This window comes from Isoptericola sp. NPDC055063, assembly GCF_053608125.1.
The window spans coordinates 53,027-76,784 of record NZ_JBSGUW010000009.1; the positions used below are offsets into that span (position 1 = coordinate 53,027).

A 23,758-nucleotide genomic window follows, 5' to 3' on the forward strand; every position below is an offset into this window, starting at 1 on the left:
ACACGACGATCACCTCCGATGGACAGGTGTGATCGCCTGTACCCGAGGGACTCGCGGACCGGGCGTGCGGTCGCCGCGGCGCGGCATCCGGCCCTTGACGTTGCGGACGAGCCGAGCGCACGATCGTGGGAAAGCACAACGCTGTGACTCACCCGCCGCTGGTGCGGGATCCGCTGTTCGGCCCGGCCGGGGCGCGTACAGCCTCAGGTTCGTCAGTCCCGATCCACCACGGGGGCGTCGCCATGAACCGGCCGTCCGACAACTATCTCCACTCCAAGTGCGCGATTCACGGGATCGTCGTCGGGCACCGGCAACGCAAGGACCTCGGCGACCTGGACGCCCTCGCAGCATCGATCTCCGAGGTGGGGATGCTGCAGCCGATCACGATCACCGACGGCAACGTGCTCCTGTGCGGGTACCGCCGACTCATGGCCGCGAGGCAGCTGAAGTGGCGGTCGGTGCCGGTCTGGATCCGCACGGGACTGTCCGACCGGCTGACGATCCTGATGGCCGAGCGCGACGAGAACGCGCTGCGCGAGCCGCTGAACCAGGTCGAGGCGGCAGCCCTCTACGCAGAGCTGAAGGACGTCCTCGCGGAGGAGGCCCGGGCGCGGCAGGAGTCGTCGCGGTTCGGTGGGTCGGATGGTGCCGCCCACGCGGCGGCACCGCGCGGCGCCGGAGACGTGCGGCGTATCGCGGCTCACACGGTCACCGGCGCGGCGTCCTACACCCGCCTGGAGCGGATCAACTGGATGCTTGGCGTCTCCAAGGACTTCGACCTTCCCAAGCCGGTGCGCGAGCTCGCTTCCACTGAGGTCGAGGAGCTACGACAGGGCGCCGGGGTCGCGCCGGCCGTCAACCGGATCAGGGCAGCGATCCGCCAGGCGGAGGAGGACGCGGAGCGCAAGCACCGGTCGTGGGCCTCCACGCTCGTCGACGCCACTCCCGCGGACGTCGACGAGGCGGAGCACCTAACCCTCGTCGAGAGCGACCAGCGCGGACAACTGGAGTACGCGCAGAAACCGACCCGCGCCTCCCACCACCCAGCAGTCACAGCAGCCCAGGGACGCAGGTCCGCGCTCGAGTTCTCGTCGGTGCTGGATGCCGCCTCGGCGATCCTCCGGTTCGATCCCGCCGTCGTCGGCCCGCACCTCGACGAGGACACGTGGGCGACGCTCCATCGCACGGTCGAGTCCCTCCGAGTCTTCCTCGAGGTCGCCACCGAGACACGTCGCGGAACGGCGCCGAAGAGCGCCTGATCACGACGGGCGTTGAGCCTGGTCGCGCATCCGCACGTCGCGGACTACCACCCTCCACCCCGCGTCGTCAGGCAGCGTCGGCTGGACCCATCCGGCCGGTGCGGCGACGGGCGCCCCCGGCACAGCGACGGCCGAGCGCCGCACCTCGTCGACAGGTCCCCCACCGAGGCCGCTCGCGTCCCCGACTTCCTGGCGCATCAGCTCCGCCTCGCCGATCTCGACCATCTCCTGCAGCGCGGCGGAGGTGTCCGGCGCCAGACGGAGCCGCTCGATGTAGTGACGCCCGGTCACCCCGGCGTCGATCTTGTGACCGAGCAGCGCCGCGGCCTCGGCGACGCCCATCCTGCGAGCCACGACCGTCGCCACCGTCTTGCGCAGCAGGTGCGGGTACACCCCGCTGAGCTGCGCCGCCGCCAGCGCCGCGCGCAGCGACCGGCGCAGGTTCGACGGGGTCTGCGGCCTGCCGACGTTGCGGCCGTCGCGGAACGTCCGTGAGGGGAACACCGGCATGTCCGCGCTGGTGACCGCCGGGCGGATCGACTCCAGGGCCTCGGCGGTGAACCGCGGCACGATCATCGAACGCTGGCCGGCGTCGGTCTTCGGCCGCTCCTGCCGCACGGTGCCCTGCCCCTTGATGTCGACCATGGTGGCCGTCACCGCGATCGTCGGCAGCCCGTCCGGCGACAGATTCACCTCGCCCCATCGCAGCGCCATCACCTCACCGATCCGTAGGCCGGTGCCCAACATGACGTCGACCACGGCCGGAAGGTGCCCTGTCGGCTTCGGGCCCGGCTGGCTCTGCCTCGAGGCCTGCCAGTCGCGCGTCGCCCTGCGCAGGCGCGCCACGTCGAGCGCGGACATGGCCACCGGCTCCGGCCTCTTCTTCGCCGGCGCGATCGTCTTGCGGGCCGGGTTGTCCCGGAGCGCGTCGTGGATCACCGCACGGTCGAGCACGGCGACCAGCGCGGCCCGCGCCTGGATGGCCGTGGCGAGCATGTCGTGCTTCCCACCGGCCCGGCCGCGAGCCAGGACCCCGTCCAGCCACTGCTGGCACGCCGCCGGGGTCAGCTCATTCAGCCGCCGCTTGCCCAGGTGCGGCACGACGTGGTTCCCCAGGACCCGCTCGTACTCGTCGACGGTCTGGGGTAGCACCGGCGGGTTCGGCCACGCGGTACGCGCCCGCATCTCGTTCACCCACTGCCGGCACGCCAGCCCCACCTTGGAGTCCGGACGCAGCTCCGATGATCCCCGTGCCGCGCCGAGCCGTTCGACGATCGCGGCCTGGACCGCCAGTCTCGCCTCGACCGCAGAGTCGCGGCTGCGCGACACCTGTGTGTCGTCGCCGTCCAGCAGCCGCACCCGCACCTTGGCGCGCCACTTGGCGCCGGTCCGATAGACGAAGATCTCCCCGTGCTCGCCGGGCTTGAGCCTTCTCGCCGACATCGCGATCACCATCCCGACCCGTCGCCGTCGTCGACGCCGTCGGCGGCGGCTCGGTTCCCAGGACGCTCCGACGCGTGGTCGGACAGCCAGGTCGCGATGTCGTTCTCGTCGAACAGCAGGTGCCGGCCGACCTTGTACGCCTTCGGCGCCGTCCCGCGACGGCGCCAGGCGTGGACGACGCGCGGCGTCGTGTGCAACTTCTCGCACAGCTCGTCGAGCGTCCACATCGGGGTATGGGACAAGTTGGTCCCGGGATCGTTGGCTTCCATGCCCCGTAGGTGTGATCCGGTGTACCTCACCGCCGGATCGTCCTCGGACGCAGTCTCCGAACCGCGCCCTTCGCGTGGCACAAGGCGTGGCATTTCCATCGTTCTCGCCCTTCGTCAGGGCGCCCCGGGGAAAACAAGAGGACCGCTGACCTGGTGGTCAGCGGTCCTCAGCCGGTGGAGCTAGGGGGATTCGAACCCCCGACCTTCTCATTGCGAACGAGACGCGCTACCAACTGCGCCATAGCCCCGAGAGCGGTGCCAACATTAGCACCCCGTCACCGCAGGTCGCCAAATCGGCTCAGCCGGCGGCGCGACGGCGCGCGAGGATCTCGTCGAGCGGCAGGCCGAGGGTCTCGGTGCGGGGCCGTGGCTCCTCGGGCGCGGCCGCGTCGGCGGCCGGCGAGGCGGTCGAGGGGGCCCCGTCGGCGCCCGCGGGCGTCGCCGTCGGGCCGAGCGCCGCCTGCATGGTCGCGGCGAGCGCGGCGACGCGGGCGGGGTCGGAGACGGGCACGGCCCGCCCGGTCGCCGTCGAGGACGACGCGACGAGCGGGCGCGGCTCCCGGCGGGGCGCCGCGGGCTTCGTGACGTAGGTGGGCAGGGGCACGGGGACCGGCTCCCACGGCTCGCTGCCGACGGGCGGCGGGCCGGGCAGCGGCGCCGGGCCGGGCTCCGGGTCCACGACCACCAGGGGCTCGGGCTCCGCGGGCTCCTCGTCGGCGCGCACGTCGAAGACGACCCGGCCGGACGACGGCGCGGCCCGGGAGACGACCGGCTCGGGCTCCGCGGTCTCCTCGTCGCGCGCGCCCACCGCACCGGCGGCGACACGAGACGAGGCACGCGGGGCGGGGCGGGGCGGGGACGCCGCGGCCGGGGCCGCGACGCGCGGGATCATCTGCGTGTGGGTGGCCGACGGGCGCACGGCGTGGCCGGTGACGCGGGGCCGGTTGCGGGGGGCGTGCGGGCCGCCGTTCGCGAGGGCGCGCGCCTGCGTCGCCTGCTGCCGCGCGGCCTTGCGCTCCGCCGCCCAGCGGGCGTCGGCGCGCCGCGCCTGCAGCACCGCGACGCGGCCCAGCACGAGGACGCCGAGCAGCAGCGCCGTCGGGACCGCGCCGGCGACCCAGGTCACCAGGCCGAGACCCACCACGACCCACCCGGCGACCGTCACCAGCAGCAGGAGGACGGTGAGCAGCAGCCGACGGCGCGCCCGCGCGGCACGCTGCTCGAGCATCGCGAGGCGCGACTCGCGCGGCCGGCTCGGCGCCAGGGCCTCGGCGCGCGGGTCCGTCAGGGCGCGCGACGCGCCCCCGTCGTCGTCCAGACCCATCGGTCGCTCCCCTCGTCCGCCGTCCGACGGCGTGCCGGACATCAGCAGCGGCACCGACCCGCCGGCCGGGGCCGTCACCCCGCGCGGTCCGCCCGCCTCCGCCACCGCCAGCACCCGGAGCCCGCCGGAGAACCGGTCGTCCATCCGCGCGTCGAGCAGCTGCTGACGGTGCCGCAGCCGGTGCGGCACCCAGAAGCCCAGCCACAGGACGAACAGCGCGAGCACCGCGAGTCCTGCCGCCGACGTTTCCACACACGCGACGGTAGGGGACGTGGCGACGCCGGGGACGCACGCCGCCGCGGCGTGTCCGTGGTCGGGACTCGTCGGGACCCGTCAGTCGCCGTCGCGGGTGCGCTGCCAGCGGGCGAGGAGCCCCTCGGGGACGTCCTCGGTGGTGATGGCGAACGTGCGGTGGTCGCGCCAGGTGCCCTGGATGTGCAGGTACCGCTCGCGCAGCCCCTCGTCGCGGAAGCCGAGCTTCGCCACCACCCGCAGGCTGGGCGCGTTCTCGGGCCGGATGTTGATCTCGAGGCGGTGCAGGCCGAGCACGGCGAGGCAGTAGTCCCCCGCCATCGCGACGGCCGTCGGGATGACGCCCCGGCCCGCGACGTCCTGCGACACCCAGTACCCGATGCTCGCGGAGCACAGCGAGCCGTAGACGATCTGGGAGACGGTGAGCTGACCGACGAGCGCGCCGTCCAGCTCGACGGCGAAGGGCAGCGTCGTGCCCGCGCGGGCCTGGGCGGACAGCACGCGCAGGTAGTCGCCGAACGTCGACGCGGCGGGCCGCTCCCCCGGCGACGTCGCCTCCCACGGCTCGAGCCAGCCCGCGTTGCGGGCGCGCAGGCGCAACCACTCCGGGCCGTCCTTGCGGCGCAGCGGGCGCAGCACGACGGCGCCCGTCGGGCCGTCCTCGCGCAGCGTCACGGGCCACGGCCGCGACACCGTCCAGCCGCGGGCGAGCTTGTGCGTCATGCCACCTCGTTCCGTCCCGACGCTCCGGCCCGCGCCCGATCGCCCGTGCCGTTCTCGGCGTCACCGGCGCGCGCCGGGACTCCCCCGACGGGACCCTGCCACAATGGCCCCATGCACGGCGACCGCAAGGGATCGAGAGCACACCGGCCGTACCCCGTCGTCGCCGGGATGGAGGTCGAGGACGCCAAGGAGGAGCTCCGGCGGGCCATCCGCGCCCACCGCGCCGAGCGCTCCCCCCGCCTCCGCGACGAGGCCGCGCGGGCCCTCGCCGACGTCCTCGCCACCGTGCCCGCCGTGCGCGACGCCGGCGTGGTCGCCACCTACGTCTCCCGCCCCACCGAGCCCGGCACGCAGCCCCTGCTGGAGCAGCTCGCCGCCCGGGGCGCCCAGGTGCTGCTGCCCGTCCTCGGGGCGGGCCTCGCGCGCGACTGGGCCTGGTACGCCGGCCCCGAGGACCTGCTGGAGCGCGCCCCCGGGCGCCCGCCGGAGCCGAGCGGTCCCACGCTGGGCGCCGAGGCCATCGCCCGGGCCGACGTCGTCGTCGCCCCCGCGCTCGCCGTCGACGACCGCGGGGTGCGGCTGGGGCAGGGCGGCGGCTGGTACGACCGCCTCCTGAAGATGCGCCGCCCGGGCGTGCCCGTCGTCGCGCTCGTCTTCCCCGAGGAGGTCTACGACTCGGCCGAGCAGCCGCTGCCCGCCGAGGAGCACGACGTGCCCGTGCACGCCGTCGTCACCCCCGAGGGCTGGCTGGAGGTCGCCCGTACCGCGAGGTAGCTCGAGTTTCGACGAACTACCTCGCCGACGCTCGAGCTACCTCGCGGAGTCAGGGCACGAGCGTGGCGCGCGTCTCCGCGGACTCCTCGACCGCCTCGCGGGAGAACGGCCAGTCGAACGTCTCGCCGGCGGCCCACTCGTCGAGCTGGTCGTCGTAGTGCGACGACGCCGGGTGCCCCGAGGTGCCGGTGACGGTGACCCACGTGGAGGCGTCCAGGTCGGCCATGTCCACGACCATCCGCATGGACGGCCCGGTCGTCACCGCGAAGCTGCCGGTGCCGGCGTCCCACCCCGTCGCGTTGACGATGGACGAGCCGCCCGGCATCTTCACCGGGTCCGGGTTCACGAGGTCGCGCACGAGGCTCGGCACGCCCGCGCCGCCGAGCACCGGGTGCTCGAGGCGCAGGGTGTGCAGCGTGCCCCAGTCCCAGTCGGACGGCTCCTTGGACAGCTCGACCGTGAGGTCGCGCCGCGCGCTGATGAGGGCGCGCGTGAGGATCTCGTCACGGGACTCGACCACGTTCGCGGTGGTGCGGTCGTCCCAGAACTTGTCGTCGGAGCGGTCCAGCATCGACGTCACGACGACGAGCCACTGCGAGCCGCCGTCGGGCCGCATGCTCGTGGGCAGGTCGTCCCAGAACGCCTCCTGCAGAAGGTTGCGCCACACGGCGGCGAAGTACGCGGCGGCGGGCGAGTCGGCGTCCATCCGGTAGTCCCAGTCGGCGAGCAGGTCCTGCCCGGCCGCGACGTACGAGTCGTCGAGGTCGATGTCCAGCAGCGCCGGCACGAGGGCCTCCGCGAACGCCGACCAGTCGTCGTTCTGGATGCGGTTCATGTCCTCGACGGTGAAGGGGCGGCCCGTCGCGATCTGCTCCGTCAGCAGGGTGCGGATGCGCTCGGAGCGGTAGCCGTAGTCCCAGTCGTCCGCGAGGTACGGCTGGGTGCCGCTGCGCAGCACGGCCTGGTTGGCCGCGACGACGAAGCCCTCCTGCGGGTCGAGGGCGCGGGGCATGTCGTCCGGGTCCACCCAACCCTTCCAGTCGTAGCGCGGGTCCCAGCCGGGCCGGGGCCACGTGCCGCCGGACGGCACCGGGCCCTTGACCTTGGCGCGCACGGGGATGCGGCCGGGCGCCTGGTAGCCGATGTGCCCGTCGGTGGTGGCGAAGACGATGCTCTGCGCCGGCACCTCGAACAGCGCGGCGGCGGCGCGGATGTCCTTGGCGTCCTTGGCCGTGTCGAACGCGAAGACGGCGTCGGCGGTGCGGCCCGGCTGCAGCGCCGTCCACTGCAGCGCGACGGCGTACTCCCCGAACTCGGTGCCCTCCTGCGTGGGCGCGCCCACGACGTCGCCGACGTCGAGCACGTCCGAGACGATCGGGCCGTGCTCGGTGCTGCGCACGGTGAGGTCGACGGGCTTGCCGCCCGCCACGCGGATGGTCTCCTTGCGGACGTCGAGCTGCTCCCAGTCCTCGGCATCGCCGTCCTTGAGCCAGGTGTCGCCGCGCACCCGCTCGATGAAGAAGTCGGTGACGTCGGCGCCCATGTTGGTCAGGCCCCAGGCGAGGTCGCCGTTGTGGCCGATGATCACGCCGGGGAAGCCCGCGAACGAGAAGCCCGCGACGTCGAAGGGGCACGCGTCGCTCACCTGGTTGCAGTGCAGGCCCACCTGCGACCAGATGCCCGGCGCGGAGAGCGCCAGGTGCGGGTCGTTGGCGAGCATCGGCTTGCCGGACGCCGTGTGGTCGCCCGAGACGACCCACGAGTTGGAGCCCGCCGCGTCGCCGCGGCCCACCAGCACCGGGACCGCGTCGAGCGCGCTGCGGGCGGAGTCGACGGCGGAGCCCAGCGCGTCCGTCGCCGCACCGGCGCCCGTGGTGCGCCCGGTGAGGGCGGACGTGAGCTCGGCGTCCGACGCCGGGCCGCCCTCCTGCGAGGCGTCGCCGGTGACCCGGTTCGCCAGGTCGCGGTTGCGCAGCACGGGGTGGTTGCCGCTGGCGTCGTAGTCCGGGAACAGCTCGTCGACCAGGTCCGTCTCGCCGAGGGTGCTGTAGGCGAGGGCGCGGTCGAGCTCGCTGTCGTAGTTGCCGCGCAGGTCCCAGGCCATCGCCTTGAGCCAGGCGAGCGAGTCCACCGGGTCCCACGGCTCCGGCTCCTGCACGTCCACCGTCGCGCCCAGCACGGTGTACTCGACGCCGAGCTCCTCCGCGTCGCGCCCGTCGAGGTAGGCGTTCACGCCCTGCGCGTACGCCTGGAGGTACTCCCGGGACTCGTCGGAGATGTCGTGCCACTCCTGCTCCGCCACCCGGCGCCAGCCGAAGGTGCGCGTCACCTTGTCGGCCTCGATCGCCTCCGGGACGTCGCCGACGAGCTCCGCCAGCCGCCCGGCCGTCACGTGCCGGCGGTAGTCCATCTCGAAGAAGCGGTCCTGCGCCTGCAGGTAGCCCTGCGCCTGGAACAGGTCCTCCGGGGTGTCCGCGTAGACCTGCGGCACGTCCTGCGCGTCGCGGCGCACCTCGACGGCGGAGGTGAGGCCCGGCACCTGCTGCGTGCCCTCGTGGTCCGGCAGGGGGCGCCGCAGCGTCACGACGGTGAAGACGGTGGTGGCCACGAGCGCCAGCACGACGACGACCGCGACACCGGCGACGGCGCTGCGGAGCCGCGAGCGCCGGGCCGGACGGGGCCCCGTCTCCTCGTTCTCCGTACCGTCCGACGAGGGGTCCGGCTCGGACGGGCTTCCGGGTGCTGCAGGGGTGGCGGTCGCTGACACGCAGGCGAGACTACCGTCCGGCGTATGATTGGCACTCGCATCACCTGAGTGCCAGCATCCCGCGTCCCGCGGCAGGTGCCGGCGTCCGCCCCGAGGAGATCACGTGCCCACCTACGCGTACCGGTGTGCCGACTGCGGCCACGCCTTCGACGTCCACCAGGCGTTCACCGACGACTCGCTCACCGTCTGCCCCGAGTGCGGCGGCGCGCTGCGCAAGCAGTACGGCTCCGTCGGCGTCACCTTCAAGGGGTCGGGGTTCTACCGCACGGACTCGCGCTCCGGGTCGGGCAAGAGCACCGGCACCTCCTCCAGCACCGTGTCGGCGGGCAAGGAGTCGTCCGGGTCGTCGTCGTCCTCGTCGTCCGGCAGCTCGTCGTCGAGCGGCTCCTCGTCGAGCTCGTCGTCGTCGGGCGCCTCCAAGGCCGCGTCCTCCTGACCCGTCGCGAGGACGCCGGCACCGGGGCGCTGGCCTGAGCGCTGCCCCCAGGGGTCGGTCGTCCACAGGCGCGCCGACGGGTCAGGGCGGGCGCACGACGGGGACCTAGCGTCGCCGCCATGCCGCTGCCCGACATGCTGACCCGCCCCTCCCGACGCCGCTCCGACGAGCCCGCCGGTCCCCGTGACCGCGGCTCCCCGCCCGGCCGCCGCGCCCTGCGCCGCCTGCGCGCCGCCCTCTGGCGATCCCGCTTCGTCCTGGCCGCCGTGTGCTGCGGGTTCGCGGCCGTCGCCGTCGTCCAGGCGGTGCGTCCCGCGCCGCCGCCCTCCGTCGACGTCGTGGTCCCCGTGCGCGAGCTGCCCGCCGGCGAGCCGGTGTCCGCGGCCGACCTCACCACCGTCCCCGTGGCCGCAGCCCTCGCCCCCGAGGGCGCCGTCGCCTCCCCCGCCGACCTCGTCGGCCGCGCGCCCGCCACCGCCCTGCCCGCCGGGCTCCCGCTGCGCGCCGAGCTGCTTCCCGGCGGCGGTGTCGTGGCCCAGGCGCCGGTCGGCACGGTCGTCGTGCCGGTCCGCCTCGACGCCACCGCCGCCGGCTGGCTGCGCCCCGGCGACCGGGTCGACCTCGTGCGGGCGGGCGAGGCCGGCGGCGGGTCGCGCACCGACCTCAATAGCGACGCAGATGGCGATCCCGCGCCGTATCTCGCACGGCGGGCCCTCGTGCTCCCCCGCCCCGCTGCGGGAGCTGCGACCGACGCCGGCGGTGGCCTCCTCGGCGGCCCCGTGGGGGCGTCCGACGGCATCGACGTCACGCTCGTGGCCGTGTCCGAGGACGAGGCGCCGGGGCTGTCCGCCGCGTCGGGCGGGGGCACCGTCGGCGCCGTCCTGGTGAGGTGAGTCGGGTGCGCTGAGCCGGGTGAGTGAGCCGGGCGAGGTGAGCCCTGTCACGTGCGCCGTCGCCGTGACACACCCGCCCCGCCGTTGCGGCGCCGGGACTCGCCCGCGAGAATCGGCGACCGTCAGCCGCCGGGTTCTCCCGGCGCGTCCGCACCACCAGGGGGCATCACATGAAGAGCATGCTTGCAGGCTTCAAGGAATTCATCATGCGCGGCAGCGTGGTCGACCTCGCCGTCGGCATCATCATCGGCGGGGCGTTCACAGCCGTCGTCACCGCCATGGTCGACAACATCCTCAACCCGATCATCGGCGCGATCTTCGGCAAGCCCGACCTGACGAACCTGTGGGACATCACGCTCCGACCCGAGCACGGCGACGTCGCGGCGTCCGTGATGTCCATCGGAGGCTTCCTCGACGCCGTCCTCAACTTCCTCATCATCGCGGCCGCGCTGTACTTCGCGATCGTCCTGCCGCTGAACAAGCTCGCCGAGCGCCGCGCCCGCGGCCAGGTGGAGGAGCCGGAGCCGCTGGCCCAGGACACCGTGCTGCTGCAGGAGATCCGCGACCTCCTCGCCGCGCAGGCCGGGCCCGCGCGGCACTGACGTCCCGGGACGCCACACACGGCGGCGTCAGCGTCGGCGGCGTCAGCGTCGGCGGCGTCAGCGTCAGCGGCGTCAGCGTCAGCGGCGGCGGCGTCAGCGTCGGCGGCGTCAGCGTCGGTGGCGTCGGCGCCGGCGTCGGTGCCGGCGTCAGCGGCGACCCCAGTGCGGTGGGACGTCCCGCAGCAGCCGGTCGTCGTTGTCGTCGTGCCCGCCGCGGTCGTCGGAGGTCTGGCCCATGACCGTCTCCCGCTCCGTGCCCTGACGCACCACGCGGCGACGCCTGCGGCGCGGGGCGGCCGTGCTCGGCGCGGTCTCGTCCGGCTCGGCGCCGGACGGCGTGGCGGCCCGCTCGGGGGAATCGTTCACCCGGCCATTGTCCGTCACGCCGTGCAGCGGGCCGCCGCGCCCCGCACGGTCAGGCCTCGGGCGACCCGTCGTCCTTCGCAGTCTCCTTGTCCGTGGCCACCCCGATGTCCTCCGGGCCTGCCTCGGCGCCGTCCTGAGCCACCGCGGCGTCGTCCGGCGCGACCCCGGCGCCCTCCGTCGTGGCCTCGACCTCGTCGACCGTGACGTCGCCCGCGGCGTCGTCCGTCACCAGCCCGGCCTCCTCGGCCGCCGCTTCGACGGCGGCAGAGCCCACGGCGTCGACGGCCGCGGCATCGACGGCCGCGGCATCGACGATCGCTGCGTCGACGGCCTCGGCGTCGTCTTCCGGCGCGACGTCGACGACCTCGACGGCCGGGGCGACGTCGACCGCCGGCTCGTCCTCGTCCGGCAGCACCGGCACGACGACCTCCCGCGGCGGCACGACGCCGCCGGCGGTGCCGATGCGCTCGTCGCGCACCCGCTGGACGAGCCGGCGCACGCGGTCGGCCTCGCCGTCCGGGTCGAGGAACGCGGCGGCGGACCAGACCTGCGTCACGACCCACCCCAGCCGCTCGAGCCGTTCGGCGAGCTGCCGGTCCCGCACGCGCACGGACGGCTCGGCCACGTACGCGGCGTCGTCGGTCAGCACGGCGACGAGCAGCTCGCCCGGCAGGTCCGGGTGCCCCACGACGAGGGGGATGCGGTCGCCGTCCGGGGCGCCGTAGTCGGTCTCGACGAGGTAGCCGAGCTTCCAGAGCCGCTCGCCCAGGTCGACCAGGAGCCGGTCGGGGGCGCGGCCGACGTCGACGCCGTTGCCGAGGCGCACCTGGTCGGCGACGCCGGAGCGCCGCTCGGCGAGGTCCAGCGTCTCGACCAGCAGCCGCGGGCCGGCGCCGCGCAGCCGCTCGGGGTCGAGGGCGTCGGCCCGGAAGCAGGACACGACGTGCAGCCGCTTGCGGGTGGCGCCCAGTGCGCCGACCAGCATGGCCTCTCCCCCGGCCTCGCCCAGCACGCCGAAGCGGTGCAGCACGCGGCCGTGCGGGGTGCGGCCGAAGCCGACGGACAGCAGCACGGTGTCCCGGGACAGCCCGGCCACGCCGGTGATGTCGGCGACGACGACGGGCTCGGGCCGCGAGCCCGAGAAGAACGGCGCGAGCGCGGGGTTGGCGCGCACCTCGGCGAGCAGCGCCTCGCGCACCCGGTCGGCGTGCGCGGCCGTCACCGTGACGACGGCGAACGTCTCCTCCGGGCGGGTCAGGGCGTGCTCGATGGCGACCTCGACCACGCGGTCCACCTCGGCCTGCGTGCTCTCGACGCTGCCCGAGACCGGGTCGGGCATGCCCGTGCCGTCCACCACGTCCAGGTGCACGAGCGCCTCCGCGCGCGGCAGCGGTGCCGGCCGCAGCAGGCCCTCGTAGCCGTGCGCGGCGAGCAGCCGGGTCAGCTCGGGGTCGCGGCTGTTCTCGTGCGGCTGCAGCGTGACCGTGGGCAGCAGGGCGGCCAGCTCGTGCACGCTGGTGCCCGATGCCGAGCGCGGGTCCCCGACCACCACGATCTGACGGCCGCGCGCGATCGCGGGCACCACGACCTCCGTGGGCACGTGCTGGACCGCATCGAGGATGACGACGTCCGCCGTGCGGTGCTCGGGCAGCAGGTGCGGCACCAGGGTGGGCGTGGCGACCAGCGCCGGACGCAGGCGCCGCAGCACGTCCCCGTGCCGTTCGGCGACGTCCCGCAGGGTCGTCATCCGGCCCTCCATGAGCTCGGTGAACAGCGCCTCCGCGGAGTCGCGGTCCTCCCGCATCGCGGCACCGAGGTGGGCCCGTGCGGCGACCCGCACCGGCTGGGACAGCGCCGCCAGGTGCTCGCGGTCGAGGTCGCGGAAGCGGCGGGCGAGCGCGTCGAGCCCCACGCCGTCCTGCCCGGCGAGGACCGGGTCGGCGGCGAGAAGCTGCTCGAAGACGGACGACCACCAGGCGAGCTCCAGCTCCGCCCCCACGAGGTCGCCCGGCACCCGCCGGTCGGTGAGGTCGTCCACCAGGTCGCCGACGCCCGCCGTCCGGGACTCGCGCAGCAGGCGGGTGCGCTCCGGCAGCGTCGCGAGCGTGTCCGCGGCACCGGCGAGGCGCTGGAGCCGCTCGGCGAGCCCGTCGAGGTCGAGCTCGGACAGGTGGCCGCCCAGCGTGGTCGGGGCCAGCACGGGCTCGAGCGCCTCGAGGTCGATGCGCACCGCCTCGTACGTGTCCTCGATCGACGCGAGCCCCTCAGGGAGGGTGGGCCACCCGCCGCGGCGGGCGTGCTCGGCCCACACGTCGCGCTGCTCCTGCACCTGCACCAGCGCCTCGTGCAGGTTCGGCACCCGCACCCCGGGGCGCACCATGTCCTTGGCGCGCTTGCGCAGCCGCCGGCGCGCGAACCAGCCCATCTCGATGCCGTGCTCGGCCCGCCAGCGCCGGGACGCCGTCGCCTGCACGAGGTCGGCGGCCGTGCGCTCGAAAACCATCGGGTGGAACAGGTCGAGGGTGCTGCGCATGCCGCCGAGCATCGCGAGCTGCTCGCCCCAGCCGCGCACCGTCGTCGGCGTCGTCAGGCCCGTGACCTCGCCCGTGTACGCGAGCTGGCGGCGCAGCTGCGGCAGCGTGACGTCGCGCAGCCGCTCCACCCGCACCAGCGCCTGCTGCGCGTCGTCGTCCGTGAGCAGGTGCGCCCCGTACCAGGGGGTCGACGACGGCCGCAGCGTGAACGCGCCGAGCGCGGCCGCGCGCTCCAGGCCGGCCGAGATCTCGCGGCGCCGCTCCGGGGTGAGCGCCAGCACCGACTCCGACGCGAGCCGCACGGTGGTCGACGGCGCCGGCCGCTCGGACGTGAGGCGCGCGAGCGCCTGCAGCGCGTCGTAGGCGGAGACCTGCCACGGCGAGCGAGGCTGGTGCAGGGCCTCGATGTAGCCCGTGAGCTGGGAGCGGGTGCCGATCAGCGCGTCACGCACCCGCGCGGCGCCGTCCACGTCCACCTGCTCCGGCTCGCTCGCCATCGCGGACAGCAGACGCCGCGTCACGTCCTCGCGCCACGTCGGGTACGGCGGCACGTCGAGCAGCAGGCTCTCCAGACCCAGCCCGTCGAGCTGCAGCGCCAGCCGGTCGGCCGCCCGGCGGTGCCCCGTCACGTAGAGCACGGACCGGCCCGCGGCGGTCGCCTCGCCGACCACGGCCGCGAGCGTGCCCGCGACGTCCGACCCGACGGGCGCGTCGACGAACAGGTGCCCGCCCGTGGCGAGCGCGTCCAGCACGGAACGCTGCTGCGGGTCCAGGTCGCCGACTCCCCGCTCGCGCGTCGGGTCGGCGTCGCCGCGGCGCACGGCCGGGAGGTCCAGCGCGGCCAGTCGCTGCGCGGCGTCGTCGACCCCGGCGAGCGCGGCCACGACCTCGTGCCGGTGCAGCGACGGCGAGAGCTGGTCGAGGTCGTCGACCAGCGCCTGCCCGGGGTGCACGAAGGTGCCCACCAGCACCCGTCGGTCGAGCTGGAAGTCCTCGAGCACGGCCTCGCCGAGCGCGGCCACGCGGGCCAGCACGTCGGTCGGGTCGAACCCGGCCAGGGTGAAGGTCGCGCGGGCCAGGGCCGCCGGGTCCAGCAGCGCCCCGTGCGCGCGCAGCGTGCGCGCCACCACGGGGTTGATCTCGACCGTCGGCTCCAGCGTGAGGTCGTAGTCGGCGCCGCCGTCCCCGCGCGGCGTCAGCGTGACGGGCCGCAGCACCACGGGCGCGTGCACCACGCGGCCGGCCGGCGGGGCCTCGTCGGGGTCCGGCGGCGTGGCGCGCGGCGCGGCGGACCGCTCCCGCGACGCCATCGACACGACCGGGATCGACGTCGTCAGCGCGGGGCCCTCGCCGGTGTCGATGTCGGCGAAGCCGGTCGTCTCCTCGGCGCCCGCGGCGCCGGACGCGTCGGCCCCTGCCTCCGCGGCTCCCCCGGCTCCGTCGTCCGCGGTCGCGTCGTCGTCGAGCGCCTCGCCCGCCTCGGCGGTGACGGCCGCCGTCGCGCCCGACGACGCGACCCGGGCGAGCGCGGCGACGTCGTGCCGCTGCGGCCCACCGCCCCCGAAGGGGACCTCCGGCTCGTCGTCGTGCTCCACCCACGTGGCCACACCGATCGCGAGGTACGTGGGCGCGACGCCGTAGCGCGACGCGTGCTCCGCGGCGCGGGCCGCGACGGCGCGGGCGCGGCGACGGGCCGCGGGGAGCGCCTCGCCCTCGCGCACCAGGTTCGACAGGCGCGTCGGGCGGCCGGCGAACAGCCCCGCGACGCCGTTGGGGTGCGCCTTGGACAGGTCGACGATGGCCTCGCCGAGCAGGCCGACGTCCGACAGGGAGGAGCCGCCGACCATGTCGACGAGGGAGGCGCGCCAGCGGCGGGTCGCCGTCTCGACGGCCGCGGCCGCCGCGGACGACGCGCTCTCGCCCGACCGCCGCGCGTGCGGCCCGGAGCCCGACGGGCGGTCCCCCGGGCCGGCGTCGTGCTGCTGGTCGTGGCCCCCGCGCGCGGCGTCGGGGGTGTCGGCTCCTGCGCCCTGGGGACCGTCGCCGTCCTGGCCCGTCCCGGAGGACGTGGCCGGCGCGGCGGGGGCCCCGGCGGAGGGGTCGACCGCGGTCGTGGCGGTGGATCGTCGGGCGGCTCTCACGCCAGCACGGTAGAACGGCCGACCCCTCGGTCCGGGCTCGGCGCGCCGGGGAACGGCGGGAGCAGGCGCCGGAGCCGGGCCGCCGCGACTGGTCGGTCGCGACCGGCGGGCACGTAGACGCCCCCTCGGCGGGGGGTCCGAAGGGGCGTCGGGCCGGGCTCGGCCCGGCAAGGGACAGCGCGCACCGCGCAGGGGGCGGGCGATGCGCGCCGTCACCGAGAGTGTGCCGCCCGCCGCCGATGCCGTCAATATGCGAGGAGGGCGAACCTCGCAACCCATGTGAGGAAGATCTGAGGCGGACGCCCGGCCCCGGGCACCTAGGCTGGTCGCCCGTGAGACGAGTGGTCGAGGCGGTCGCGCCCGCGCGCATGGGCACCGGGTTCCGGTGGCTGATGTCCGCGTCCTGGGTGAGCAACATCGGCGACGGCGTCGCGCTCGCGGCGGGCCCCCTGCTGGTCGCGTCGCAGACCAGCTCCGCCATCCTCGTCGCGCTCGCCGCCATGCTGCAGCGCCTGCCCTGGTTGATCTTCGGCCTCTGGGCCGGTGTGCTCGCCGACCGGCTCGACCGCCGCCGGCTCGTCATCGTCGCCAACCTGCTGCGTGCCGTCGTCGTCGCCGCCCTGTGCGTCGTCATCGTGACCGGGCACGTGAACATCGGCGTCGTCCTCGCCGCGATGCTCCTCATGGGCGTGGCCGAGGTCTTCGCGGACACCACCTCCCAGACCCTGCTGCCGATGCTGGTGCGCCCCGCCGACCTCGGCATCGGCAACTCGCGCCTGCAGGCCGGGTTCCTCACCGCGAACCAGCTGGTCGGGCCGCCGCTGGGCGCCGCGCTCTTCGCCGCCGGCGCCGCGTGGCCCTTCGCCGTGCAGGTCCTCACCGTGGTGCTCGCCGTGCTGCTCGTGAGCAAGGTGGTCCTGACGCCCGTGCCACCCGCTCCCGGTGCGCGCCTCGACGGCGAGCGCCGCAAGGTGCGCCACGACATCGCCGAGGGGCTGCGCTGGATCTGGACGAACCCGCCGGTCCGCACGCTCGCCCTCGTGATCCTCGTCTTCAACGCCACGTGGGCCGCCCCCTGGGGCATCCTCGTGAAGTACTCGCTGGACTACCTGCAGATGGGCCCCGTCGGCTACGGGCTGCTCACCACGGCCGCCGCCGTCGGCGGGCTGATCGGCACGTTCTCCTACGGCAGGCTCGAGCGGCGGTACTCGCTCGCCACCCTGATGAAGGTGTGCCTGACGCTCGAGGTGCTGTTCCACCTCGCGCTCGCCCTCGCGACGACCGGCTGGGTCGCCATGGTGATCCTGTTCGTCTTCGGCGCGTACTCGTTCGTCTGGGGCACCGTGTCCAACACCGTGCGCCAGCGCGCCACCCCCACCCGGTTCCAGGGCCGCGTCGGGTCGGCCTACATGATGTGCGTGTTCGGCGGCATCGTCGTGGGCAACGCCGTCGGCGGCGTCCTGGCCGAGCACTGGGGCCTCACCGCGCCGATGTGGTTCGGCTTCGTCGGCGCAGGCCTGACGCTCGCGCTCGTGTGGCGCCAGCTCGCGCACATCGCGCACGCCCAGGCCGACTGACCGCGAGGTGGTCCGGATCCTGGCGAGGTAGTCCGGTTCCGCGCGAGGTAGTTCGGGCTACTCCCCCGTCGAGCCGTCGGCGAGCTCCCGTGCGATGTCGAGGTGACCGGCGTGCCGCGCGTACTCCTGCAGCACGTGGAAGCAGATCCACAGCAGCGTGGGCGGGGTGCCGTCGTCGGTCGTGAACCGCCCGCCGACGGCGGCCCGCTCGGCGACGTCGTGGCTCGCCAGGACGGCACGCGTCCGCTCACCGGCGGCGTGAAGTGCGGCGACAAGGTCGTCGCGGCCGACGCCGTCGGGGACGCACCACGGGCCCTCCGGGGCGTCGTCCGCGTTGTCGCCCCACGGCCGGTCCACCTGCTCGCCCAGGAAGCCCCACACGAACCAGCGGCGCTCCATGTGCGCCAGGTGGGACACCATCTCCAGCGGCGTCCACCCCGACGGCAGCAGGCTGCTCCGCAGCTGCGCGTCCGTCAGCCCCTCGACCTTGCGCGCCACGACGGCGCGGTAGTAGTCGAGGTAGGCGGCGAACTGCGCCGCCGGGTCCGCGGAGTCCAGGCGCGGTTCGACGTCGAGTGGTGGCATGTGGTGAGCCTAGGACGGGGTGGATACACCCTCGGTCAGTCGTGCTCGATCCCGTCCTGGGAGGACAACGAGGTCGACACGAGCGGCTCCCCGGCACGTGCCTCGGCGTCGTCGTCGGGAACGGGCCGCACCTTGGGAGGAGCCGCAGACCAGGCCTTGAGATGCTGCATCACCTCGGCATAGAACGCGTCGACGACGTCGAGCGCGGAGTCGATGAAGCCGCCCTGTCCGCGCCCCCGCTTGGCCCCCATCGGCGCCGCCATCGCGACGCGGAACGAACGCAGTTCCTTCTTGGGGTCGACGACGAGCCGCGTCGGATCGTCGCGCACGTCGCGGAGCAGCTCGGCTGCCGCCGAGCCTCGGGCGTGAGCGACGAACGTCTCGACCCGCACAGCGTCCGGCGCGTTCTTGAGCTGACGCACCAGCCACCGCACGCGTGTCGCCGGCCGACCTTCGCGCGGCGCGTCCACGTCCACGTGGCAGGTGATCGTCCGGGCCCGGAGGTCCGCCGTCACGACCAGGTCCCCGACGGTGTCGGGGATGCGGATCGAACCGCTCAGTACACCGCCGTCCACCAGGGAAGACACCAGCCCCTGGGTCCGCAGTGCGGGATCGGCCTGCTCCTTCCGTGACACGACGGTGGCCACCTCAGCGCCCAGAGTGCGGCCCAGCTCGAGGCTCGCGAAGCGCAGCAGCGCGTCGAACCGGGCAGCGACCCCCTCGACGCCCCTGTCGTTCGGCCGCAACGTCCCGGTGCGCACCGCGTCGCGGACCGCGACCCAGCTCTCACCCATGTCCTCGAACTCCAACGCGCCGGACCGTGGGTGCTCCAGGTACCGCACCAGCTCGCCGAGGATCCATGCCTGGTCCGGATCCGCGACGCCGCGGAACTCCTTCTGCATGACCGCCTCAGCCAGCACCTTGGTCCACGACAGGTGATGGAGCTCGACCTTCCGCAGGCGGCGCTTGTCGACCTTGGTCGGGTGCTGCCCGACGACCGGGGGGATCTCGTTCGAGATGGTGACGACCGCGTCGAACCCCTGCTGCCGCGCGATGTCCAGGTAGTTCTCGATCTGGTCGCGGGCGAGCTCGTTGCGCCCCGTCTTGACCTCGATCAGGGCGGTCCAGGACTTCTGCCCACGCCTCACCCGGACGAGCCCGTCCGGATACAGCCGCCTCTCGCCGAGCATGAAGGGGACCTCGATGAAGGCCTCCACCTGCCCCGCAGGGGCGCCGAACGGCTTCGTCAGGGCGCGGCCGAACTCGCGCACGGCGACCATGACGGCGAGCAGCGCCGACGTCGCCCGGCGCTCCTGCTCGTCGGCTCCGTTGATGCCCGACGTCGGGATCAGTCGCGCCTCGTGCCAGGGTTGTTCCTCGGTCATGACGCCAGCTCCGTTGCTGTCGACGGACTTTTCCGGACCGTAGCCCAGGGCTCTCAACGGGGCATCACGGAGCGTCCCGACACGAACGAACTTCACCCGGGGACCCCACGACCCCCTCTTTGCCGCGAGCCAGCGTCCTTGGTCTTTCAGCGTGCGACTCCTGCTGGCACCGCCCTTCTCGGGCGTCCTTCGCTCAGACCGGCAAGGTCCAGGCGTCGGTTCCCACGTCACCTGGGTCCGTTTCACCGCTGCGGAGGCGGCGGCCAGTGCGTTCCCATCGGCGGGCTTTGATGTCCGGGCCCTCTGCGTGAAGGTCCCGGGCCTGGGCATCCGCACCGTGGTGCAGCTCGGCCCAGACGGCGAGGTTGATCGCGGCGTTGCGGTCGCGATCGATCATCAGGCCGCAGACGCGGCAGACGTAGGTCCGCAGGGCAACTCCGCCCATGTCCCGGACCGCGCCGCATCCGGAGCACGTCTTCGTGGACGGGAACCACCGGTCGGCGACGGCCAGCTCCCCGCCGCGCCACTCCTGCTTGTAGGCGATCTGGCGCCGGACGAGCCCCCAGCCGACGTCGTGGATCGCCCTCGCGAGGTTCGGGTTGCGGACGAGCATCCCGCGGACGTCAAGGTGCTCGATGACCAGCCGGGCGTGGTTCTTGACCAACCGGTTCGAGACCTCGTGTGCGTGCCGGCGACGGATCTCCGCCGTCCGGAAGTAGTAGCGACCGAGCCGGTCGGCCGCCTTGCGTCGCTTCCTGGAGCCGGGCTTCTTACGGGTCACGGCACGATGCAGGTGACGCTGGCGGCGCGCGGTGACGGTGAGCGTGCGCGGCCATTCGTCGATGCGGTCGACCTCCGTCCCGTCGCTCCGCGCCGCGACCACGAGCGACGCGAGACCGAGGTCGACGCCCACCCACGGCGTGGCGGCCTCGGGCTCCGCGTGCTGTCGGGCCGGGTGCAGGTCGGCTGCCTCGACGTTCAATGACACCCACCATCGACCGCGCCCCCGAGTGACGGTCGCGAAGAGGATCCGTGCCCGTCCCCTGGCGACCATGCGCCGGAGCCGGCGCGTGTCCTCGCGGACACGCATCACCCCGACGCCGGGGACGCGCACCGACCTCGGGTGGTCGTCGCCCCCCACGCGGATCGCCGGCTTCCCGGCCTTGGGGAACTGGTTCCGGATGCGGAACGACGGCCTTGCCGTCCCCTTCTTCTTGAAGCGGGGGTGGGCGACCGGGGCTCCGGCTCGCTCGCCCCGCCGCGACTCCGACCATGCCGCGAGCCCGCGCCCGAGGTCGACGGCCGCCTCCTCGAAGACCTGCTGGAAGACCTCGTGGCGCCAGCGAAGTCCCGTCTCGCTCACGGAAGCGACACCCGCGCCGTCGACGGCGAAGACCCGTCCGGCGGCCGCCGACTTCTTCCACCTGTTGAAGCCGTTGACGAGGTCGTAGCCCGTGCGCGGCACCTTCACCGGCGCGCCGGACTCCTTGGCCCGGCGGGCGTCGAAGACCATCCGCAAGCACTGGTTGTAGGCGAACCGCGAGGCTCCGACGTGCCGCTCGAGCGCAGCGATCTGCTCGACCGTCGGGTCGAGGCAGAATCGGAACGTCGCAAACCGCGCCATCGAACGACTGTCCCGCACACCACCGACACAGAGCGGGAGCGTGACGGAGCTCTTCGAGCAAGGTGCCCGCGGCGCGACTCGAACGCGCGACCTACCGCTTAGGAGGCGGTTGCTCTATCCACTGAGCTACGCAGGCGCGGCCACCGAAGGCGACCGATCGTCCAGACCCGGGGCCTCGACGTGCACAAGCCTAGCGGCCGGTGGACCGTCGGCCTGAATCAGACCCAACCGGCCGGATCGGCGACCACCGACCGCAGCACCTCGCGCGCGCCGCCGGTGAGGGCGGCGTGCGGGCCGGCGGCGGCGGGGCGGACGTCCACCGGCGCGAACGGCGCGGCGAGCGCGCGCTCCTCGACGACGCCGGCGACCACGTGCCCGACCCAGCCGAACAGCTCGGCGTACGCGCCGCCGAGCACGACGGTGGAGACGTCGACGAGGTTGACGAAGGTGGCCAGCGCGGAGCCCAGCGCCCGTCCGGCGCGGCGGACGGTGTCGAGGGCGGCGGCGTCGCCGGCGCGGAGCAGGTCGACGATCGCGTGCACGGGGGCCGAGGACGGCAGGCCGGCGCCGCGCAGCAGCACCTCCTTGCCGGCGTACTGCTCCAGGCAGCCGGTGGCGCCGCACGAGCAGCGCGGGCCGGCGGGGTCGACGACGACGTGCCCGATCTCGCCGTTCCAGCCGCGCTCGCCGAGGAAGAGCTGCCGGTCCACGACGATCCCCGCGCCGACCCCGACGTCGCCGGAGACGTAGAGGAACGACGGCGGCACCTCGCCGGCGAGCTCGGCGAGGGCGGCGAGCTTGGCCTCGTTGGCCACCTCGACGTCGAGCGGCTCCCCGCTGCCGGTACGCAGGTCCAGCTCGGGGACGGGCTCGACGGACGACCAGCCCAGGTTGGGCGCCACCTCCAGCCGCGCCCCGCGCACGTCGACGAGGCCGGGCAGCGCGAGGCGCGCGCCGGCGACGCGCATGCCGCCGGCCTCGACCTCGGTGACGACGTCGACGGCGAGCCCGCGCAGGCGCGCCAGCACGTCGCGCGGGTCGGAGTCGTGCAGGGAGCCGGTGACGACACGCTCGGCCACGACGTCGCCCACGAGGTCGAGCGCGCGGACGCCGAGGTAGTCGACGTTCACCTCGAGCCCGAGCCCGACGACGGTGCGGCCGGCGGGCACGAGCGGGACGGCGGGACGACCGGCCCGCTGCGCGACGACGGGCGGCAGCTCGGCAAGCAGGCCGCCGGCCACGAGCCGGTCGACGAGGGTCGAGACGGTGGCCCGCGTGAGTCCGGTGGCGGCGGCGACGTCGGCGCGCGACGGCGGCCGGTCGGCGCCGAAGACGGCCCCGGCGACGAGGCGGAGGTTTCGCTCCCGCAGGGTGTGCTGGCGCGAGGCGGCGGCGCCGTCGGGCACGCGAGGGACCCGCTCGGGCGTCGTCGTCGAAGTGGCTGGCACGTGTTGACTCTAGCCCAGCGACGCGCAATAGTTCAGCCGTACAACAAAACGCCGCACGGACGCGGCGGAAGGCCCGGCACGACGTTCCGGCCACCATCGACACACGACTCGACGAGGAGAACCCCGTGAGCGACATCAAGTACTCGTTCGGCCTGTGGACCGTGGGCTGGCCGGCCGCCGACCCGTTCGGCACCGCCACCCGCCCCGACCTGGACCCCGCGGAGTCGATCCGCAAGCTGGCCGACCTCGGCGCCTGGGGCTTCACGTTCCACGACAACGACGTCTTCCCGTTCGGCGGCGAGGGCGCGGAGCGCCAGAAGCACATCGACGCCGTGAAGAAGGCGTCCCAGGAGACCGGCCTCGTCTGCGAGATGGTCACCACCAACACCTTCACGCACCCGATCTTCAAGGACGGCGCGTTCACCTCGAACAACCGCGCGGTGCGCCGCTACGGCCTGCGCAAGGTGCTCACCAACGTCGACCTGGCCGCCGAGATGGGCGCCTCGACGTTCGTCATGTGGGGCGGTCGCGAGGGCACGGAGTACGACAACTCCAAGGACCTGCACTCCGCGCACGCCCGCTACGCGGAGGGCATCGACACCGTCGCCGCCTACATCAAGGAGAAGGGCTACGACCTGCGCATCGCGCTGGAGCCCAAGCCCAACGAGCCCCGCGGCGACATCTTCGTGCCGACCATCGGCCACGCGATCGCCCTCATCGACACGCTCGAGCACGGCGACATCGTGGGCCTCAACCCGGAGACGGGCCACGAGCAGATGGCGGGCCTCAACTACACGCACGGCCTCGCGCTGGCTCTGTACGCGGGCAAGCTGTTCCACATCGACCTCAACGGCCAGCACGGGCCCCGCTACGACCAGGACCTCGTCTTCGGCCACGGCGACCTGCTGAGCGCGTTCTTCACGGTGGACCTGCTCGAGAACGGCTTCCCCAACGGCGGCCCGCGCTACGAGGGCCCGCGCCACTTCGACTACAAGCCCAGCCGCACCGAGTACCTCGACGGCGTGTGGGAGTCGGCGAAGGCGAACATGGCGACCTACGACATGCTCGCGGCCAAGGCGAAGGCCTACCGCGAGGACCCCGAGGTGCAGAAGGCGTTCGAGCACGCCGGCATCTTCGAGCTGAACGAGCCGACCCTCGGCGCGGGCGAGTCGTTCGACGCGTTCCTCGCCGACCGCTCGGCCTACGAGGACCTGGACGTCGACGCCGTCGCCGAGCGCGACTACGGCCTGGTGCGCCTGCACCAGCTCGCGCTCCAGCACCTCATCGGCTGAGCGAACCACCCACCCAGCCGGGTGCTGTGAGCGGGCGTTCGGCCCCGATTCGGTCACGAATCGG

General features: G+C 74.2%; 18 protein-coding genes and 2 tRNA genes. 7 read left to right on the forward strand and 13 right to left on the reverse strand.

Features of this window, described 5'->3' with window-relative positions; translation table 11 throughout:
- Window positions 1-125: 125 nt before the first annotated feature.
- Window positions 126-1,259, forward strand: a complete 1,134-nt coding sequence (locus tag ACWF41_RS12365) for a ParB N-terminal domain-containing protein (RefSeq protein ID WP_452182606.1) — start codon at window positions 126-128, stop codon at window positions 1,257-1,259.
- On the opposite strand, the gene ACWF41_RS12370 is transcribed toward ACWF41_RS12365, so the two are convergent.
- The 5 genes from ACWF41_RS12370 to ACWF41_RS12390 all read right to left on the reverse strand — a co-directional run bounded on the left by ACWF41_RS12370 (window position 1,260) and on the right by ACWF41_RS12390 (window position 5,270).
- Window positions 1,260-2,702, reverse strand: a complete 1,443-nt coding sequence (locus tag ACWF41_RS12370; RefSeq protein ID WP_380317059.1) for a site-specific integrase — start codon at window positions 2,700-2,702, stop codon at window positions 1,260-1,262.
- A gap of 5 nt (window positions 2,703-2,707) precedes the next feature.
- Entirely contained in the window at window positions 2,708-2,929 is a 222-nt protein-coding gene (locus ACWF41_RS12375; RefSeq protein WP_380317056.1) for a helix-turn-helix transcriptional regulator, read from the reverse strand.
- Between the two features lie 217 nt (window positions 2,930-3,146).
- Window positions 3,147-3,219: transfer RNA gene (locus ACWF41_RS12380), tRNA-Ala, on the reverse strand.
- Between the two features lie 50 nt (window positions 3,220-3,269).
- The gene (locus tag ACWF41_RS12385; RefSeq protein ID WP_380317053.1) at window positions 3,270-4,547 is read right to left on the reverse strand and encodes a hypothetical protein; all 1,278 of its coding nucleotides are present in this window, start codon (window positions 4,545-4,547) and stop codon (window positions 3,270-3,272) included.
- A gap of 81 nt (window positions 4,548-4,628) precedes the next feature.
- The gene (locus ACWF41_RS12390) at window positions 4,629-5,270 is read right to left on the reverse strand and encodes a GNAT family N-acetyltransferase (RefSeq protein WP_380317050.1); all 642 of its coding nucleotides are present in this window, start codon (window positions 5,268-5,270) and stop codon (window positions 4,629-4,631) included.
- Window positions 5,271-5,381: 111 nt separating this feature from the next.
- Here ACWF41_RS12390 and ACWF41_RS12395 point away from each other — a divergent pair, with 111 nt between their 5' ends.
- Window positions 5,382-6,044, forward strand: coding sequence for a 5-formyltetrahydrofolate cyclo-ligase (locus tag ACWF41_RS12395; RefSeq protein WP_380317047.1), 663 nt, complete (start codon window positions 5,382-5,384; stop codon window positions 6,042-6,044).
- 49 nt (window positions 6,045-6,093) lie between these two features.
- On the opposite strand, the gene ACWF41_RS12400 is transcribed toward ACWF41_RS12395, so the two are convergent.
- Window positions 6,094-8,811, reverse strand: coding sequence for a penicillin acylase family protein (locus ACWF41_RS12400; RefSeq protein ID WP_380317044.1), 2,718 nt, complete (start codon window positions 8,809-8,811; stop codon window positions 6,094-6,096).
- 103 nt (window positions 8,812-8,914) lie between these two features.
- Between ACWF41_RS12400 and ACWF41_RS12405 the strand changes: the two genes are divergently transcribed.
- From ACWF41_RS12405 to mscL, 3 genes are all read left to right on the forward strand, one after another.
- Window positions 8,915-9,247, forward strand: a complete 333-nt coding sequence (locus ACWF41_RS12405) for an FmdB family zinc ribbon protein (protein ID WP_380317041.1) — start codon at window positions 8,915-8,917, stop codon at window positions 9,245-9,247.
- Between the two features lie 119 nt (window positions 9,248-9,366).
- Complete coding sequence (locus ACWF41_RS12410) at window positions 9,367-10,140, forward strand: SAF domain-containing protein (protein WP_380317038.1); 774 nt, start codon at window positions 9,367-9,369, stop codon at window positions 10,138-10,140.
- A gap of 170 nt (window positions 10,141-10,310) precedes the next feature.
- Complete coding sequence (gene mscL / locus ACWF41_RS12415) at window positions 10,311-10,742, forward strand: large conductance mechanosensitive channel protein MscL (RefSeq protein ID WP_380317035.1); 432 nt, start codon at window positions 10,311-10,313, stop codon at window positions 10,740-10,742.
- Window positions 10,743-10,889: 147 nt separating this feature from the next.
- Here mscL and ACWF41_RS12420 read toward each other — a convergent pair whose 3' ends face one another.
- Both ACWF41_RS12420 and ACWF41_RS12425 read right to left on the reverse strand, forming a co-directional pair.
- Window positions 10,890-11,108, reverse strand: a complete 219-nt coding sequence (locus tag ACWF41_RS12420) for a hypothetical protein (RefSeq protein WP_380317032.1) — start codon at window positions 11,106-11,108, stop codon at window positions 10,890-10,892.
- A gap of 49 nt (window positions 11,109-11,157) precedes the next feature.
- Window positions 11,158-15,489: a hypothetical protein gene (locus ACWF41_RS12425; protein ID WP_380317087.1), complete on the reverse strand. Its 4,332-nt coding sequence runs from the start codon at window positions 15,487-15,489 to the stop codon at window positions 11,158-11,160.
- A gap of 626 nt (window positions 15,490-16,115) precedes the next feature.
- Here ACWF41_RS12425 and ACWF41_RS12430 point away from each other — a divergent pair.
- The gene (locus ACWF41_RS12430; protein ID WP_380317029.1) at window positions 16,116-17,360 is read left to right on the forward strand and encodes an MFS transporter; all 1,245 of its coding nucleotides are present in this window, start codon (window positions 16,116-16,118) and stop codon (window positions 17,358-17,360) included.
- 57 nt (window positions 17,361-17,417) lie between these two features.
- On the opposite strand, the gene ACWF41_RS12435 is transcribed toward ACWF41_RS12430, so the two are convergent.
- From ACWF41_RS12435 to ACWF41_RS12455, 5 genes are all read right to left on the reverse strand, one after another.
- A complete protein-coding gene (locus tag ACWF41_RS12435) occupies window positions 17,418-17,945 on the reverse strand; it encodes a DinB family protein (RefSeq protein ID WP_380317026.1) in 528 nt (175 codons plus the stop codon).
- Between the two features lie 35 nt (window positions 17,946-17,980).
- Window positions 17,981-19,561, reverse strand: a complete 1,581-nt coding sequence (locus tag ACWF41_RS12440; protein ID WP_380317023.1) for a hypothetical protein — start codon at window positions 19,559-19,561, stop codon at window positions 17,981-17,983.
- Window positions 19,524-20,954, reverse strand: a complete 1,431-nt coding sequence (locus tag ACWF41_RS12445; protein WP_380317020.1) for an RNA-guided endonuclease TnpB family protein — start codon at window positions 20,952-20,954, stop codon at window positions 19,524-19,526. The genes ACWF41_RS12440 and ACWF41_RS12445 overlap by 38 nt, the downstream gene beginning before the upstream one ends.
- Window positions 20,955-21,017: 63 nt before the next feature.
- A tRNA-Arg gene (locus ACWF41_RS12450) sits at window positions 21,018-21,090 on the reverse strand.
- A gap of 82 nt (window positions 21,091-21,172) precedes the next feature.
- Complete coding sequence (locus ACWF41_RS12455; protein ID WP_380317017.1) at window positions 21,173-22,402, reverse strand: ROK family protein; 1,230 nt, start codon at window positions 22,400-22,402, stop codon at window positions 21,173-21,175.
- A 125-nt stretch (window positions 22,403-22,527) separates the two neighbouring features.
- Here ACWF41_RS12455 and xylA point away from each other — a divergent pair, with 125 nt between their 5' ends.
- A complete protein-coding gene (xylA, locus tag ACWF41_RS12460) occupies window positions 22,528-23,694 on the forward strand; it encodes a xylose isomerase (protein WP_380317014.1) in 1,167 nt (388 codons plus the stop codon).
- Window positions 23,695-23,758 lie beyond the last annotated feature (64 nt).

Excerpts from the sequence above, each read along its gene's own strand:
- mscL (WP_380317035.1), top strand. The coding sequence starts at position 10,311 with ATGAAGAGCATGCTTGCAGGCTTCAAGGAATTCATCATGCGCGGCAGC.
- ACWF41_RS12390 (WP_380317050.1), bottom strand. The coding sequence starts at position 5,270 with ATGACGCACAAGCTCGCCCGCGGCTGGACGGTGTCGCGGCCGTGGCCC.
- ACWF41_RS12370 (WP_380317059.1), bottom strand. The coding sequence starts at position 2,702 with ATGTCGGCGAGAAGGCTCAAGCCCGGCGAGCACGGGGAGATCTTCGTC.
- ACWF41_RS12445 (WP_380317020.1), bottom strand. The coding sequence starts at position 20,954 with ATGGCGCGGTTTGCGACGTTCCGATTCTGCCTCGACCCGACGGTCGAG.
- ACWF41_RS12435 (WP_380317026.1), bottom strand. The coding sequence starts at position 17,945 with ATGCCACCACTCGACGTCGAACCGCGCCTGGACTCCGCGGACCCGGCG.
- ACWF41_RS12425 (WP_380317087.1), bottom strand. The coding sequence starts at position 15,489 with ATGGTCGGCGGCTCCTCCCTGTCGGACGTCGGCCTGCTCGGCGAGGCC.
- ACWF41_RS12395 (WP_380317047.1), top strand. The coding sequence starts at position 5,382 with ATGCACGGCGACCGCAAGGGATCGAGAGCACACCGGCCGTACCCCGTC.
- ACWF41_RS12375 (WP_380317056.1), bottom strand. The coding sequence starts at position 2,929 with ATGTGGACGCTCGACGAGCTGTGCGAGAAGTTGCACACGACGCCGCGC.
- ACWF41_RS12410 (WP_380317038.1), top strand. The coding sequence starts at position 9,367 with ATGCCGCTGCCCGACATGCTGACCCGCCCCTCCCGACGCCGCTCCGAC.